The following is a 14,670-nucleotide window of genomic DNA, read 5'->3' on the forward strand; positions in this document are numbered from 1 at the left end:
CAATTGGCGCGAATGCCCCGCGCCGGCCAATGTCAGAATCCCAAGCGCTATTCTGCCAGCGAAACTTCGACGCGTCTTACCAGCGTGAAAAATGGTCTTCGGTCACGCCGACCAGACGCGTGACCGTCCGTGGCGCCGCATCGGAGGAGGATTTGACCCAGCCGCTGAAACTGCCGACCGGTTGCACGTAGCGCGATGCCGCAATCAGCAGGTTCTTGTCTTCGCGGCGCGCGCCTTCGGGCTGGAAGCGCAGATCCAGCAAACCGTCGTCGGTGCGGATATGCCAGGGCGCGAGCGGATCGGCGGCGTCGTGCTCGAAGTGCGCCGTCCCCAGCGGAATCAGGCGGCCATCCAGCCACAAGGCATTCTCCTGATCGCCGAAATAACCGGACTGCAGGTTGAATCCCAGTTCCCGATTGTGCGCTGACGCCCATTGCCATGCCGTTTCGCGCGCCAGCAATCCGTTCGAATAGTCGAAACTGGCCACGCCGCCCTGCAAATCGTAGGTGCGCTGGCCGGCCTGCACCTTGCCCGTCAGCGGCATGCCGGGAGATTTCTGCGTCGCGTGCACCGATCCTCCGCACACCGGGCCGACCGCGAGCAGCAATGGCGCGCAGCCCGCGGCCAGGAATTCCGCCTCGATCCGGAACGCGCCGCAATGCAAGGCGAGCCGATGGCGCTGCCCGTCATGCACTTCATGCACGATGCGATTGCCGAGCCAATGGAATGCACTGCCCTGCCCCGGATGCTGCGCAACGCGTGCGCTCAGCCCCGGCAGTCCGTTCTGCGAGTAAGCAGCCACTTCCTTGCGCAGACGGCGGTCGAAGGCGTACGCGAAGGCGGTATTGGTCCAGCCGAGATCGACGATGGCCAGCCCGCAAAACAGCTCTTCGGTGGCGAGCGCAATGTATTGCCAGCGCTTGTGGTGAAAACGCCGCCAGAGCGCGCTGCGGGCGTAGGGCGCGGCCAGGCGCGACCAGTCGATGCTTGCCGCCGCACCGGCAAAGCGGCCGAAGCGGGCTTGCCCGTCGCGCTCCGGAATCTGGCGCGGTGCGGCCGGCAGGCTGTCTTCTGGCGAATCACGCATTGTTCGTCCGTTTTTTTATGGCTGCGTCGCCAGGCGCAGTACCGCCTCGCGCGCCGCGTTTTCCAGTCCTTCGAGTTCCGGCCGCCTCGGGCGATTGCGCACGCGAAACAGCATCAGCCCCTCGACCTGCGCCACGATCAGTGCCGCGCGCACGATGTAATCCTCGTCCGAGATGTGCGGCGACATGCCCTGGATCAGCTTGAAGATCGCCTTCCTCTCGCGCGCCTGCATCTTTTCCATCAACGCGGAGGCAAAGGTGTTACGCGTGGCCAGCGCCCAGAATTCGAAAAACATGCCGCGCATGACCGGGCTGCCCAGCTCTTCGAGAAACATGTCGATCGTCGCCAGGAACTGCTCGACGCGCGACTTGCCTTCCATGGACGCGACGATGCTGTCGATCTTGTCCTGCAGCTGGTTCATCGCGTCCAGCAGCAAGGCCTCGATCAGCGTGTCCTTGCTGCCGTAGTAATGCTGCACATTGCTCAGGCTCGCGCCGACCTGTGCGGCGACGCGGCGCATCGACAGGCCGCCGTAACCCTCGGCCGCGAATATTTCGCGTGCCGCCCGCAGGATGTCGTGCGCGCGCTCGTAGCCCTTTTCCGTCGTGTTCGATGTCTTTCGCTTGAGCGAGGTCTTGAGGGTGGGTGACATGGTGAAGGTCTGCCATCGACAGCTATTGATCAATCGCAAAATTATCCCACGCGCGTTGACGAATAGGCCACTTGACCTATAATATTTCACTTTAGGTCAACCGACCTATAAGAACAGTAACCGCCAATCCTCACGTTGATGGAGCGCAAAATGAGCCGCAAAGTATATGTATCGGGCGTAGGCATGATCCCCTTCGCCAAGCCGGGCGCCAGCGCCAGCTATGACCAGATGGGCGCTGCGGCCGGACGGCTCGCGTTGGACGACGCCGGAATCCGCTATGAAGACGTGCAGCAAGCCTATGTCGGCTATGTGTACGGCGACTCCACCAGCGGCCAGAAGGCGGTGTATCAGCTGGGCATGACGGGCATCCCCATCGTCAACGTGAACAATAACTGCTCGACCGGATCGACCGCGCTGTTTCTCGCGCGGCAGGCAGTGGCCAGCGGCGCGGCCGACTGCGTACTGGTGGTCGGCTTCGAGCAGATGAGCCCCGGCGCGCTCGGTTCCGTGTTCCGGGATCGCCCCACGCCCTTCGACGCCTTCGACGCGGTGACCGACAAGCTGGTCGGCATGCCCGAGATTCCGCTCGCGCTGCGCTACTTCGGCGGCGCGGGCCTGAGCCACATGAAGAAATACGGCACCAGGCTCGATGCCTTCGCCAAGATCCGCGCGAAAGCCAGCCGTCACGCCGCCAACAATCCGCTCGCCCTGTTCAAGCAAGTGGTGTCAGCCGACGATGTGATGAACGCGCCGATGATCTGGCCCGGCGTGATGACGCGCCTGATGGCCTGCCCGCCCACTTGCGGCGGCGCGGCGGCGGTGCTGGTCTCGGAAGAATTTGCCAGGGCGAAGGGCTTGAACATGTCGGTGCACATCGCCGCGCAGGCCATGACCACCGATCGGCCGAGCACCTTCGAGTCCGGCGACATGATGAAACTGGTCGGCTACGACATGGCGAAGGAAGCGGCGAACAAGGTGTATGAAGAAGCCGGCATCGGCGCGAGCGAGCTGGACGTGGTCGAGCTGCACGACTGCTTCGCGCAGAACGAACTGATCACCTATGAAGCACTCGGCCTGTGCCCGGAAGGCGGCGCGGAAAAATTCATCGACGATGGCGACAATACCTATGGCGGCAAGGTGGTGACCAATCCCTCCGGTGGCTTGTTGTCCAAGGGCCATCCGCTGGGCGCGACCGGCCTCGCGCAATGCTATGAACTCACGCACCAGTTGCGCGGCACGGCGCAGGCGCGCCAGGTGGAAGGCGCGCGCGTGGCCTTGCAGCACAATCTCGGCCTTGGCGGTGCCTGCGTGGTAACGTTGTATCAGGCATCCTGATTTCGCAATCGGCAATAACAACGACATCGAGAGAAACAACATGAACTCCACCTCCCCCTGGATGACGCCGGAACTCGAAAGCTTCCGCGACGCAGTGCGCCGCTTCGTCAGCGCGGAAATCGTGCCGCATCAGGAAACCTGGAAGAAGCAGCAGCATGTGGACCGCGCGGTATGGAGCAAGGCCGGCGAAATGGGCATGCTGCTGGCCGACATTTCCGAGGACTTCGGCGGCTCGGGCGGCAGCTTCGCGCATCAGTGCATCGTGTTCGAGGAACTCAGCTATGTGGGCGATACCGCCTTCGGACTGCATGTGCACGCCATCGTCGCGCACTACCTGCTGAACCAGGGCACCGAGGCGCAGAAGAAGAAGTACCTGCCCAAACTCGCCAGCGGCGAAATGATCGCCGCCATTGCCATGACGGAACCGGGCGCGGGGTCGGATCTGAAAGGCATCCGCACCACGGCGCTGAAAGACGGCGATGCCTACGTGCTGAACGGATCCAAGACCTTCATCTCGAACGGTTACATGGCTGACCTGATCCTGGTGGTGGCGAAGACCGAGCCGGCCGCCGGCGCCAAGGGCGTGTCATTAATGCTGCTGGAAACCCGCGACTGCCCGGGATTCCGCGTCGGCCGCATCCTCGAAAAGCTCGGCCAGAAAGGCCAGGACACCTGCGAGCTGTTCTTCGACGGCGTGCGCATGCCGCTCGACAGCGTGCTGGGCGGCGTCGAAGGCAAGGGCTTTGCGCAACTGATGAATGAACTGCCCTATGAGCGCACCATCATCGGCGTATCCGGCGTGGCCAGCATCGAGCGCGCGTTGCGTCTCACCGTCGAGCATGCGCGCGAGCGCAAGGCATTCGGCCAGGCGCTGATCGAGATGCAGAATACGCGCTTCCTGCTGGCCGAAGTCAAGACCGAGGCCACCGTCGCACGCACCTTCATCGACCGCTGCATCGTCGACATGATCGAAGGCCGCATGGATACCGAACTGGCGTCGATGGCGAAATACTGGATCTCCGACCTGCAGTGCACGACGATCGACAAATGCCTGCAGCTCTTCGGCGGCTACGGCTACATGATGGAGTATCCGATTGCGCAGATGTATGCCGATGCACGTGTGCAACGCATCTACGGCGGCGCCAACGAAATCATGAAAGAAATCATTTCACGCTCGTTGTAATATAGCGTGATCATGAAGATACAAATCGCCTCCGACCTGCACCTCGAATTCTTCGCGCGCCGCTTTCCGGAATATCGGATTGTCGCACCGACCGATGCCGACGTGCTGGTCATCGCAGGCGATATTCATCAGGGAATCGGCGCCGTCAATGCTTTCCGCGACTGGCCGATTCCTGTCATCTATATCCACGGCAATCACGAGGCTTATCACCGCGACTATCTCGAGACGGTAAAAGAGCTGCGCGCCGCCTCGGCCGGCACGAACATCCGATTTCTCGAATGCGACGAGCATGTGCAGGGCGGCGTGCGCTTCCTGGGCTGCTGCCTCTGGACCGATTACGGACTGTACGGCGATCGCAAGACCGACGCCATGGAAGAAGCGGAGCGCACCCTGATCGACCATCAACTGATCAAGATGAACGGCAACTTGTTCACCGCACGCGACGCCGAGGCCTTGCATCATGCGGCGCGCGCATGGCTGGAGAACAAGCTGCAGGAAGCTTTCAGCGGCCCGACCGTGGTGGTCACCCATCATGCGCCGCATCCGTCCTCGATCCATCCGCGTTTCGCCGGCAGCCTGCTGAATCCGGCATTCATCACCGACCTCGGTCCGCTGGTGGAACAGGCCGATGTGTGGATCCACGGCCATGTGCACGACAGCTTCGACTATCGCGTGGGCAAGACGCGCGTGATCGCGAACCCGCGCGGCTACACGCTCAACCGCTCCAGCGCCCAGTCACCCGATGAGCTGCAATGGGAGAATCCCGCCTTCGATCCGGGCATGGTGATCGAGGTTTAACCTTATTTTCCCTTGCGCTGGCGATCATACTTGCGCCAGTACTGGAATTCCTCTTCATGCACTTCGAAGTCCAGGTCCATGATGCGCGCCTGCAAGCGCTCCTGCACATCCGCGACAGCCTTGTTGTAGACCAGCGGGCCGATCTCTTCCAGAAAGTATGACAGCAGGCCGCTCGCCGCAATATTGCCGATGGGTTCTTCCATGTTTTCCTTGAAGTAGCGTTCGATGGAGGCGACCGCTTCCTTGTGGGCTTCCTTGGAAAGTTCAATGCTCATTATTCTTCCTTGAATGAATTGCGGCGCTGCGCTTGCTGTTTCAGCGTCGCCCGAAGATCAGCGAGTATGTCAGCACGAAGTGCGCCCGCCCGGGGTCCCTCACAATGGCGGTGAGGAGAATGCTGAGCAATTATGATCCAGCAGAAGTCGTCGTGCAGGCTGTCGATGAAGCGTTTGCCATTGCCTGGCGCCAGTTCCTCGAAAATTTCCCGCCTGCGTTACTGGTTTTTCAGTGCAATCATGCTGTTTCTCCCGTCGATTGACGGGATTGCATTAAAGATGCTCGAGTGCGCTCGAGGTCAAGGAAAATATTCGACCGGCTTCAAATCGTGCGCGAACGCACTGAAACGCATATCCACGGTGCAGCTTTGGTAGAATGGTCCTACCTCGCACAATCATCCATCCGATGCGCCTGACCCAATTTTCCGATATCGGGCTTCGTGTCCTGATGTATCTCGCCCGCAGTGGCGAGAGACCCAGGCCAGTGACCGTTGCGGAAATCGCCACGCAATTCGAGATTCCGGTCAACCATCTGGTCAAGGTCGTCGGGCACCTGGCGCGCTCCGGCTGGGTGCTGGCAACGCGGGGGCGCAACGGCGGCATCCGCCTTTGCGTCGAGGCGTCCGGCCTGAAGATCGGTTCCGTGCTGCGCGAACTCGAAGGCGATACCGAGCTGGTCGGCTGCGACAGCCGCGGCTGCAGCCTGCGACGCAGTTGCAAGCTGCGCGAGGCGCTCAAGGTGGGCCTGGGTGCCTTCTACGGAGCAATGGACCGCTATACGCTGGCGGACATTACCGACAGCCGGACCGGCGAGCAGCTCGCGCGCATGCATCGCAGCTTCCTGAAAAAGACACCCTGTGGCGTGGCCGGCCCACGGATGAATTAAGCCTTGTCCAGGCTTTCAGTTGCAAACTTGTCAACCGGTTGTCGCGGGCAAACACCGATGAGCGCCAACGCACCCTCACCTTTTTCGATGCCCGGCATCGCGTAGCATTTGACTATCATGAAATTTGAAACAATCACGGAAGAGTCCATTCGCGTCCTGGTCGACACCTTTTACGACGGCGTGCGCAAGGATGCAGTCCTCGGGCCGGTGTTCGAGGAAGCGCTGCACGGCGCATGGGACACGCACATGCCGCGCATGTATGCATTCTGGTCGACCGTTCTGCTCGGCAGCAGCAGCTTCCAGGGAAACGTGTTCGGCAAGCACATGGCGCTCAGCGGCATTCGCGAGGAGCATTTCGTACGCTGGCTGACCTTGTTCAAGGACACCGCGACGCGGCTATTCGAGGATGCTGCGGCGGCCGAAATGTTGGAAATCGCCGACCGCATCGCGGGCAGCCTGCAGCTCGGCTACTTCGGCGAGCGGACGGTGCGCCTGTAGCCTACCGCCCCGTCTGATAACACCAGTGCCATGGTTCGTAAATGAACCCCAGGTCGTTCCCGCGCGGGTAGGACAGCGTGAAGCTGAATCGGTCGGCGTGGCGGCACAGCCAGCGGAACGCGTCGGTGTGCTCGAAGGGTTCTTCGGTGGCGACGCAACCCGGCGTGTTGATATCGACCGCGCGCCCGGTGTGATGTTCGCTGTAGCCCGGCGGCGCGCTCAGCGTCAGGATGGTTTCGATCGGCATGTCGCGTTCAAGCTTGGCACGAATGATCTCGATCTGCCGTTCGACGCTGCGGAATGCGGAGACCACTTCCAGTACAACGCCATCTTCCTGCGCCGCATCCTTCATCGCCCACCACGCCTGCGCCGCCTCGGGCACGAGCAGGTACTCGCGGTTGCTTTCATCGGTTTCGGCGATCACCAGCTCGCTGGCTTCCACGTAAAACGGGAGGCGCTTGCGTGCGATGAGTTCGCCAGGGATGCCCAGTGCGTCGAGCGCCAGGCTGATTCGGTTGTGGTATTCGTGGATCAACATTGCGGATTTGGCATTGCCGGCATGACATGGGCCGGCGGAATGGGAAACAAACTCTAGAATACCGCTGTCCCTCGACGATGCAAAGCATTCTCCGGGTGGCGGACCCATTGCAACTGAGATGATGTTGATTAATGCGACAGGCCGCCATCGGTTTGCGGCATGGCGAGAACATGTCACAGCCTTTACTGCGCAAGCGCGCAAAAAAGCCCCGCCGTGGCGGGGCTGATTCGCATACGTGGCCGATCAAACCACACTCGGCCTTATTCTGCCTTATTCTGCCTCTTTCTGCTTCTTCCTGCTCGTTATTGATTGTAAAGCGTCTGCATGTTCCGGCGATACGCATCGGGTGACTCTATCCATAATTTGCGCGAGGTGATGTTGTCGCCCGATTGCAGGGACGGCAGTGCCAGGTTGGCGCTGACAGCTCCCGCCGTTGTCGGCAGTGCGGTTACCTCAATGTCGCGCGTCGCATCGTTTTGTGCGGTGTTCTGGATCAGATGAATCCAGGACGATTTCGACGGATTGACATTGCTGGCCGAGAATTGCAAGGTCCCGCTCACGAAGTTCGAGAAAGCGCTGACCGTATCCGGCGAGATGACCGGGTAGGCAGTGCTTGCCTTGGCCTCGGCAAGCGTCATCGGGCGGCGATGGATTTTGATCCCGTAGGTGCCGTTTGAGGTACCGGACGGGAAACTGACCTTGGCATCGCTGCTGTCGTAGGCGGTGAACGTGTAGACCGAGTCATCCGGAATCGCCGCGATCGCGTCATCGGAAACTGCTGACGTACCGCCGCAGTCGGTCGCCAGCGTGTAATTCGTCAAGCCGTTGACAGTGTTGACCCAACGGCCGCCCGTCGTGGGCTTGTTGTAGCGCAGACCGGCAGGCGGCAAGCCAGCGCCCGTGACGAGAACATGGTCGATGGCTCCGCCGTTATTGGTGCTGTTGAGATCCTCGATATTGAAATTGAATCCGAGGTTGACGCACGAAGCAGACGATGCAGAGACGACTTTCGTCATGCTTGCGAAAGCTTCCAGCGCAAGCGCACGCTGGTTGCCGTGCAGACGCCATACGCCGTCAGTATTGCTCTTGCGCACGCGCCAATTCTGCAAGCGCCCCAGCTCGATACCTTGTTTGGTCTTGACGGTGAACGAGACGCGAGCAGTGACTTTCGTCGGATCGCTGTAGTCAATCTGATGGACGCTAATGTCGGTGAACGCGCCACCGACCAGGTTCGACTCGCTGCTGATCCACCCCAGGAACTCCGAGCTGTTCTGGTCATCGTTGAGGAAACCCGTCGTCAACAAGGGCGTCAGCTCCGATACCGATGGCAGCGCGTTTGCAAACTTGTCCGAAAAATCGGTCACGGCCTTCTTGACACGCACCATGTCGGCGGCAGCGTCGACCACGTTGTCGGCACTGAGCGTGGCCGGCGCAGTCTCGGCCGCCGCCTTGATCCTCAGGTCGTCGGCGATGGTGATTGCATTGGCCAATGTCGAGATGGTGGCAATGTTGGTATTCGCATCGACCGAGACCTGGATCGCATCGAGCGCCTGATCCAGCTTGTCGGCGAGCGGGGTAAACGGCGTGCGCAGCAGATCGACGGATGCCTCCACGCCCAACGCAGTCAGTACCGGCAGCAGCTTCTCCTTCAGCTTGGCCGCTTCGGCATTGATCGCTGCCGTGGTCCCGGCGCCGGCATTGCCGCTCTGCTCGAACCTGTCGTAGTAGTTTTGCGCAATCTGGCCGGCGATGTTGGCGACCACCAGGTCAGTCAACTGCGTGATGTTGATCTTGCCGTCCGCATCTGCGGCAGTTGCAATGGAATGGACCGTGTACGTCTGCCCGTTGGCAGTGCCCGAGGCACGGAACACAAATGGCGCGGTCATGCCGGTCACGTCGACCGAGTAGGCGCCGTTGGTTCCGATCGCCACGGTCTTGGTGGCGCCAAGCGCGTCCTTGACCGTTACCGATCCGACCAGCGGCGCGCCAACAGCCGCGCTACCTGAAATGGCATGGCTGGTGCCCGGCGCAGGCGTCTGAGCCGTGTCGGACGAACCTCCGCCGCAGCCGGCAAGAGCGCCGGCGATTGCACTGACCATCATTAATTCGCTCAGCTTGCTATTGAACCCTGTCTTCATGATTTGAAATCTCCCTGTTCACTGTCCGATTCCGCGAAGCCAGTCCGTCAGTGGACATGCATTCCGGAAATACCAGTCTGGATGCTAGTGGAATAGCGTCAGGCCGACTATCACCCGAACAGGTGATCGTGGCACCGCGAGAGTTTCAGCCGGCGGAGGTAGGCGGAAGATCCAGGCCGGTGCGCTCCGCCAGAAAATACGCGGGGCTGGCCAGCAACAGGGAAACCAGTTCGGTCTGGCGATTGGTGCCGGTCTTGGCAAAGACGCTTTTGAGCTGCGTTTTCAGCGTGTTCAGGGAGACATGACGCTCGCGGGCGATGTCGTCGAGTGTTCTGCCGCCGCACAAAGCCACCGCCAGGCTCGCTTCCGCGTCGGTCAGACCGAACAGTTTGCGTACCCGATCCGTCGTCAGGCTGGGCGCATGGTCGGGGTCGAAGACGAAAACCAGGGCGGCGCCATGTGCCTGCTCCGCACCGAGCCGCACCGGCGCCACCATGAGCATCAGCGGCAATTTCGCGGGTCTGGGCAGCAATACGACTTCGTTCAATGGAACGGCCGCACCGCGGCTCGCCTGAATCGCATTGGCGATCTCGAGATTGAGTTTGCGGCTGCCAGCGACATCGCTTGCGACCAGATGCCCGTCTTGCAGCTTCAGGAAATCGTTTTTGGCGAGCATCGCTTTTGCGCGTTTGTTCAGGTGCGCCGCACGGCTATGCTCGTTGAAGAACATGGTCGGCATCATCAGCAGATCCAATCCGCCCGCAAGGAAGTCCTGGCCCAGTTGCAGTTCGGCGAAACGTTCGCGCATCTGGAGTGCACGCTGCATGTGCGGCATAAGCAAGTCCAGCGTATCCATCTCCATCCGTGTGAATTCGGACTGCGTCGGGGAGCGTTGCAGAATGATTTGCGTGCACCATGGGCCTTCGCGCAGCACAATTGCGCCGGCCGCATAGGCCACGCCTTGCGGTTCCAGCCATTCACGGTAAAAGCGGCTTCGGGAAATGTGCTCGGGATTGGCGATATCAAGGTTACTCGCGTAAAAGTGCGCGACCGGAGAGGCGACAATATGATTCGCCAGCATATCCTCCTGCGCGTATTCCAGGGCGTATCGCGCCACCCAGTCCTGCGTGATACCGCAAAGCCAGAGTCCTTTGACCTCGTGCGTTTCGGCGTGAAGGATGATCAGCGTGACCGCCTTCAGTCGGAAGCTATCGACCAACCCCTCGATAAAATCCTGGAAACCATGCGGTGCCGTTACGCCGTCGTAGAGTTTGCCCAACAATGGCTCAAATGCCGCGTGCAGGCGATTCGGCTCATAGGCCGATTTTTTGTCAGTCTTCATGTGCTGCCTCCCGCAGCAAGCATGCCGTGCGACAACTATGTTGTCAAATCCATCAAGTGCGGGAGGCCTGCACCGCACGGAACAGGAACTCTTCGCAGCACAAAAACAAGCAGCAAAAGTTAAGCGGAAAGCGCGGTCTCGATTTCCTGCCGCTTGAGTTCAGGCGCGAACGCCAGAATGAAGTCGTAGACATAGGAGCGCAAATACGCGCCGCGCCGAACCGCCAGCCGGGTCAGGTTGGGCGCGAACAGGTGCGCGGCCTTGACCGCACATAGTCCGGGCGCCAGATTGTGCTCGGCCGCCATGGAGGCAACGATGCCGACGCCGAGCCCGAGCGATACGTACTGCTGGATCACGTCGGAATCCATGGCAGTCAATACGATGTCGGTGCTGATGCCGCGTTCCCGAAATGCATCGTCGATGTGCCCGCGGCCGGTGAATCCGACGTCATAGGTAATGAGTGGATACTCGGCCAGCTGCGGCAACGACACCTTCTCGCCATCGCCCAGCGGATGCCCTTGCGGAACGACGATCATGTGGCTCCAGCGGTAGCACGGAAAGGAAACCAGCTCGTCGAACTGGCTCAGGCCTTCGGTCGCGATGCCGACGTCGGCCCTGCCGGAAATGACCCATTCCGCGATATGCTCGGGCGCGCTTTGCTGCAGAGCGATGCGCACTTCCGGGAAAGCCTTGCGAAAGGATTGCACGACGCGCGGCAATACATAACGGGCCTGCGTGTGCGTGGTGGCGACGGCGAGCGTGCCGCTGCGCTCGCCTGCATATTCCTGGCTGGCCTGGCGCAGGTTTTCCGCTTCCAGCAGCAGGCGTTCGATGATCTGCAGAATGCCCCGGCCGGGATCGGTGAGGCCGGTGAGGCGCTTGCCGTTGCGCTCGAAAATCTCGACGCCCAGCTCCTCTTCCAGCTCGCGGATCTGGCGGCTGACACCCGGTTGCGAGGTGAACAGCACATTGGCGACTTCGGTCAGGTTGTAGCCGCGCCGGGCCGCTTCCCGGACTGAACGCAATTGTTGAAAATTCATATGCTTCTCCTCAAGCGGCGTGGTCGACGAAAATGCGCAGGCGCTTCGGGCGCACCAGCAGCATCTCGCCTTGGGTCAGGCCCAGTTGCGCGTAACGTTCGGTGGAAATGACGGCCTCGATCAGCTGCGCGTTGTCGGCGCGTTCGAGTTCCAGCTGCGCCAGCGGTCCGATCGCGTGGGCATGCCGCAAGCGGGCGATGATGCCTTCGGCGCCGGCGGTATAAGCTTCGATCTCGATGTCATGCGGGCGCACGAAGCCGACGCCGTTCGCGTCGCGTGCCTGTGCATGATCGGGTGCGTCCAGCGCCATGCCGCCAGCCTCCAGCACGCCTTCATGCACGCGGCCGTGAAACAGGTTGACGTTGCCGAGAAAGCCGTACACGAAAGGCGATGCCGGATGGTCGTACACGTCCTGCGGCGTGCCGATCTGCTCCACCCTTCCCTTGTTCATCAGCACGATCCGGTCGGAGACTTCGAGCGCTTCTTCCTGATCATGTGTCACGAAGAGGCTGGTGACATGCAGTTCGTCATGCAAGCGGCGCAGCCAGCGCCGCAGTTCCTTGCGCACCTTGGCATCGAGTGCGCCAAACGGCTCGTCCAGCAGCAGTACGCGCGGCTCCACGGCAAGCGCGCGCGCCAAGGCGATGCGCTGCCGCTGGCCACCGGAAAGCTGCCGCGGATAGCGGTCGGCGAGCCAGTCGAGCTGCACCAGTTCCAGCAGCGACATCACCTTTTTCCTGATTTCCGCTTCCGACGGGCGCATGTTGCGCGGCTTCACGCGCAGGCCGAACGCGATGTTCTCGAACACGCTCATGTGCTTGAACAGCGCATAGTGCTGGAACACGAAGCCGACCTGCCGTTCGCGCACATGATGGCCAGATGCGTCTTCGCCGTCGAGGAACACCTGGCCGGAATCGGGCTGTTCGAGGCCGGCGATGATGCGCAGCAGCGTGGTCTTGCCGCAGCCGGATGGCCCGAGCAGCGCCGTCAGCTGGCCCGTGGGGAAATGCAGCGACACATTGTCGAGCGCCGCAAAACTGCCGAAACGTTTCTGAATGTTTTTGACTTCGATACCCATGATCATTCCTGATGTACTTGCAGTTTCGTGTCCTGCGCGCGCCATTCGATCAATGACTTGAGCACGAGCGTGACGAGGGCCAGCAGCGCCAGTACCGAGGCGGCGGCGAAGGCCGCGACAAAGTTGTATTCGTTGTAGAGGATCTCGACGTGCAAGGGCATGGTGTTGGTCTCGCCGCGAATGTGCCCGGAGACGACCGACACGGCGCCGAACTCGCCCATCGCCCGCGCGTTGCAGAGGATCACGCCGTACAGCAGTCCCCATTTGATATTCGGCAGCGTCACATGGCGGAAGGTGCGCCAGCCGGAAGCGCCCAGCACCAGCGCGGCTTCCTCCTCTTCCGTACCCTGCGATTGCATCAGCGGGATCAGCTCGCGCGCGACGAAGGGGAAGGTAACGAAGGTCGTTGCAAGCACGATGCCGGGCACGGCGAACAGGATCCTGATGCCGTGTTCGGCTAGCCACGGCCCCAGCCAGCCCTGCGCGCCGAAGATCAGCACATAGATCAGGCCCGCGATCACCGGCGAGACCGAGAATGGCAGGTCGATCAGAGTCAGCAGGATGTGCTTGCCCCGGAAGCTGAACTTGGCGATGCACCATGCGGCCGCCACGCCGAACACCAGGTTCAGCGGCACGGCGACGGCCGCGGTGAGCAGGGTCAGTCTGATGGCGGCCAGCGCATCGGGCTCGACGAGCGCGGCCAGGTAGGCATCCCAACCCTTCTTCAGCGCTTCCGTGAACACCGCAAGCAGCGGAAGGAACAGGAAGAGCGCGAGGAAGGCCAGCGCAAGCCCGATCAGCAGCACGCGCATCCAGAACGGCTCGCCGGTTGCCGCGGGTGCGCGGGCCGGTTCGCGCACCTGCGCCGGATTCGGCAAAGTAATGATTGCATCTGTCATGTCAGGCTTTCTCGGCCCGGCCGCTCTTGCGGGCCCGGGCTTGCAGCAGGTTAATCGCGAGCAGCAACAGGAAGGACGCCATCAGCATCACGACAGCGATGGCCGTGGCGCCGGCGTAGTCGTATTGCTCCAGCTTGGTAATGATGAACAGCGGCGTGATTTCGGACACCATCGGCATGTTGCCGGCGATGAAGATCACCGAGCCGTATTCGCCGGTAGCGCGCGCAAAGGCGAGCGCGAAGCCGGTCAGCAAGGCCGGCAGGATGGCCGGGAAAATCACTTTCGCGAAGGTTTGCCAACGGTTGGCGCCGAGGCTGGCGGCCGCTTCCTCCAGTTCGCGTTCGGCTTCCTCAAGAACCGGTTGCACGGTACGCACGACGAAGGGCAAGCCGATGAAGGTCAGCGCCACCAGGATGCCCAAGGGCGTGAATGCGACCTTGATGCCGAGGGGTTCGAGATAGCGGCCGATCCACCCATGCAGCGAATACAGGGTCGTCAGCGCGATGCCGGCCACTGCCGTCGGCAAGGCAAACGGCAGATCGACCAGCGCATCGATCAGTCGCTTGCCGGGGAAGCGATAACGCACCAGCACCCAGGCGACGATACCGCCAAGGACCACATTGAGCGCCGCCCCGAGCAGTGACGCGCCGAAGGTCAGACGGTAGGAGGCCAGCACCCGCTCGGAGGTGACCGCGGCCAGGAACGCATCCCAGCGCATCGTGAACGTTTTCAGGAACACTGCCGAGAGCGGAATGAGCACGACGAGGGCGAGATACAGCAGGGTGAACCCGAGCGAGAGGCGAAAGCCTGGCAGCACGCGCGCTGACGGCTTCCTCGCTGCACCCCCTCCGATATCCGATCTTGCTATTGCGCCTGCCATGTTCGCCCCCTTGCGCTTCTTCAGGACGGATGGAATCGCCTT

The 14,670-nt window shown here is 61.5% G+C and carries 16 protein-coding genes; 6 read left to right on the forward strand and 10 right to left on the reverse strand.

Annotation, left to right across the window (positions count from 1 at the left end; translation table 11 throughout):
* Nucleotides 1-76: 76 nt before the first annotated feature.
* The gene (locus tag VJ651_RS03255) at nt 77-1,087 is read right to left on the reverse strand and encodes a DUF2804 domain-containing protein (RefSeq protein WP_324106049.1); all 1,011 of its coding nucleotides are present in this window, start codon (nt 1,085-1,087) and stop codon (nt 77-79) included.
* Between the two features lie 15 nt (nt 1,088-1,102).
* A complete protein-coding gene (locus VJ651_RS03260; RefSeq protein ID WP_324106050.1) occupies nt 1,103-1,738 on the reverse strand; it encodes a TetR/AcrR family transcriptional regulator in 636 nt (211 codons plus the stop codon).
* Nucleotides 1,739-1,888: 150 nt separating this feature from the next.
* Between VJ651_RS03260 and VJ651_RS03265 the strand changes: the two genes are divergently transcribed.
* Genes VJ651_RS03265 through VJ651_RS03275 form a run of 3 tightly spaced genes read left to right on the forward strand, consistent with a single transcriptional unit; the run spans nt 1,889 to nt 5,054 of the window.
* Nucleotides 1,889-3,073, forward strand: coding sequence for a lipid-transfer protein (locus tag VJ651_RS03265; RefSeq protein WP_324106051.1), 1,185 nt, complete (start codon nt 1,889-1,891; stop codon nt 3,071-3,073).
* 40 nt (nt 3,074-3,113) lie between these two features.
* The gene (locus VJ651_RS03270; RefSeq protein ID WP_324106052.1) at nt 3,114-4,256 is read left to right on the forward strand and encodes an acyl-CoA dehydrogenase family protein; all 1,143 of its coding nucleotides are present in this window, start codon (nt 3,114-3,116) and stop codon (nt 4,254-4,256) included.
* Between the two features lie 12 nt (nt 4,257-4,268).
* Nucleotides 4,269-5,054 (forward strand): metallophosphoesterase, encoded by a 786-nt coding sequence (locus VJ651_RS03275; RefSeq protein WP_324106053.1) that lies wholly within the window; start codon nt 4,269-4,271, stop codon nt 5,052-5,054.
* 2 nt (nt 5,055-5,056) lie between these two features.
* Here VJ651_RS03275 and VJ651_RS03280 read toward each other — a convergent pair whose 3' ends face one another.
* Nucleotides 5,057-5,329 (reverse strand): DUF2164 domain-containing protein, encoded by a 273-nt coding sequence (locus VJ651_RS03280; RefSeq protein ID WP_324106054.1) that lies wholly within the window; start codon nt 5,327-5,329, stop codon nt 5,057-5,059.
* A gap of 119 nt (nt 5,330-5,448) precedes the next feature.
* Here VJ651_RS03280 and VJ651_RS03285 point away from each other — a divergent pair, with 119 nt between their 5' ends.
* The 3 genes from VJ651_RS03285 (at nt 5,449) to VJ651_RS03295 (ending at nt 6,713) form a co-directional block, all read left to right on the forward strand.
* Nucleotides 5,449-5,592, forward strand: coding sequence for a hypothetical protein (locus tag VJ651_RS03285; protein ID WP_324106055.1), 144 nt, complete (start codon nt 5,449-5,451; stop codon nt 5,590-5,592).
* A 143-nt stretch (nt 5,593-5,735) separates the two neighbouring features.
* A complete protein-coding gene (locus tag VJ651_RS03290; protein ID WP_324106056.1) occupies nt 5,736-6,215 on the forward strand; it encodes an Rrf2 family transcriptional regulator in 480 nt (159 codons plus the stop codon).
* 117 nt (nt 6,216-6,332) lie between these two features.
* Entirely contained in the window at nt 6,333-6,713 is a 381-nt protein-coding gene (locus tag VJ651_RS03295; protein ID WP_324106057.1) for a group III truncated hemoglobin, read from the forward strand.
* 1 nt (nt 6,714) lies between these two features.
* Here the strand turns inward: VJ651_RS03295 and VJ651_RS03300 are convergent, their stop codons facing one another.
* From VJ651_RS03300 to cysT, 7 genes are all read right to left on the reverse strand, one after another.
* Entirely contained in the window at nt 6,715-7,251 is a 537-nt protein-coding gene (locus VJ651_RS03300) for a M15 family metallopeptidase (protein ID WP_324106058.1), read from the reverse strand.
* A 302-nt stretch (nt 7,252-7,553) separates the two neighbouring features.
* Nucleotides 7,554-9,389 carry a hypothetical protein gene (locus VJ651_RS03305; protein WP_324106059.1) on the reverse strand — a complete coding sequence of 612 codons (1,836 nt, stop codon included), beginning with the start codon at nt 9,387-9,389 and terminating at the stop codon, nt 7,554-7,556.
* Between the two features lie 145 nt (nt 9,390-9,534).
* The gene (locus VJ651_RS03310) at nt 9,535-10,731 is read right to left on the reverse strand and encodes a helix-turn-helix transcriptional regulator (RefSeq protein WP_324106060.1); all 1,197 of its coding nucleotides are present in this window, start codon (nt 10,729-10,731) and stop codon (nt 9,535-9,537) included.
* 119 nt (nt 10,732-10,850) lie between these two features.
* Nucleotides 10,851-11,771, reverse strand: coding sequence for a CysB family HTH-type transcriptional regulator (locus VJ651_RS03315; protein WP_324106061.1), 921 nt, complete (start codon nt 11,769-11,771; stop codon nt 10,851-10,853).
* 10 nt (nt 11,772-11,781) lie between these two features.
* Nucleotides 11,782-12,849: a sulfate ABC transporter ATP-binding protein gene (locus VJ651_RS03320; RefSeq protein ID WP_324106062.1), complete on the reverse strand. Its 1,068-nt coding sequence runs from the start codon at nt 12,847-12,849 to the stop codon at nt 11,782-11,784.
* A gap of 2 nt (nt 12,850-12,851) precedes the next feature.
* Complete coding sequence (gene cysW, locus VJ651_RS03325; protein WP_324106063.1) at nt 12,852-13,748, reverse strand: sulfate ABC transporter permease subunit CysW; 897 nt, start codon at nt 13,746-13,748, stop codon at nt 12,852-12,854.
* Between the two features lies 1 nt (nt 13,749).
* Nucleotides 13,750-14,628 (reverse strand): sulfate ABC transporter permease subunit CysT, encoded by an 879-nt coding sequence (gene cysT / locus VJ651_RS03330; RefSeq protein WP_324106064.1) that lies wholly within the window; start codon nt 14,626-14,628, stop codon nt 13,750-13,752.
* Between the last annotated feature and the right edge of the window lie 42 nt (nt 14,629-14,670).

This window comes from Noviherbaspirillum sp. (assembly GCF_035254865.1).
In the GTDB taxonomy this organism is placed as follows: Bacteria; Pseudomonadota; Gammaproteobacteria; order Burkholderiales; family Burkholderiaceae_D; genus Noviherbaspirillum.

Coding starts and splice junctions, on each gene's coding strand:
- VJ651_RS03255 (WP_324106049.1), bottom strand. CDS start 1,087: ATGCGTGATTCGCCAGAAGACAGCCTGCCGGCCGCACCGCGCCAGATT.
- VJ651_RS03260 (WP_324106050.1), bottom strand. CDS start 1,738: ATGTCACCCACCCTCAAGACCTCGCTCAAGCGAAAGACATCGAACACG.
- VJ651_RS03265 (WP_324106051.1), top strand. CDS start 1,889: ATGAGCCGCAAAGTATATGTATCGGGCGTAGGCATGATCCCCTTCGCC.
- VJ651_RS03270 (WP_324106052.1), top strand. CDS start 3,114: ATGAACTCCACCTCCCCCTGGATGACGCCGGAACTCGAAAGCTTCCGC.
- VJ651_RS03275 (WP_324106053.1), top strand. CDS start 4,269: ATGAAGATACAAATCGCCTCCGACCTGCACCTCGAATTCTTCGCGCGC.
- VJ651_RS03280 (WP_324106054.1), bottom strand. CDS start 5,329: ATGAGCATTGAACTTTCCAAGGAAGCCCACAAGGAAGCGGTCGCCTCC.
- VJ651_RS03285 (WP_324106055.1), top strand. CDS start 5,449: ATGCTGAGCAATTATGATCCAGCAGAAGTCGTCGTGCAGGCTGTCGAT.
- VJ651_RS03290 (WP_324106056.1), top strand. CDS start 5,736: ATGCGCCTGACCCAATTTTCCGATATCGGGCTTCGTGTCCTGATGTAT.
- VJ651_RS03295 (WP_324106057.1), top strand. CDS start 6,333: ATGAAATTTGAAACAATCACGGAAGAGTCCATTCGCGTCCTGGTCGAC.
- VJ651_RS03300 (WP_324106058.1), bottom strand. CDS start 7,251: ATGTTGATCCACGAATACCACAACCGAATCAGCCTGGCGCTCGACGCA.
- VJ651_RS03305 (WP_324106059.1), bottom strand. CDS start 9,389: ATGAAGACAGGGTTCAATAGCAAGCTGAGCGAATTAATGATGGTCAGT.
- VJ651_RS03310 (WP_324106060.1), bottom strand. CDS start 10,731: ATGAAGACTGACAAAAAATCGGCCTATGAGCCGAATCGCCTGCACGCG.
- VJ651_RS03315 (WP_324106061.1), bottom strand. CDS start 11,771: ATGAATTTTCAACAATTGCGTTCAGTCCGGGAAGCGGCCCGGCGCGGC.
- VJ651_RS03320 (WP_324106062.1), bottom strand. CDS start 12,849: ATGGGTATCGAAGTCAAAAACATTCAGAAACGTTTCGGCAGTTTTGCG.
- cysW (WP_324106063.1), bottom strand. CDS start 13,748: ATGACAGATGCAATCATTACTTTGCCGAATCCGGCGCAGGTGCGCGAA.
- cysT (WP_324106064.1), bottom strand. CDS start 14,628: ATGGCAGGCGCAATAGCAAGATCGGATATCGGAGGGGGTGCAGCGAGG.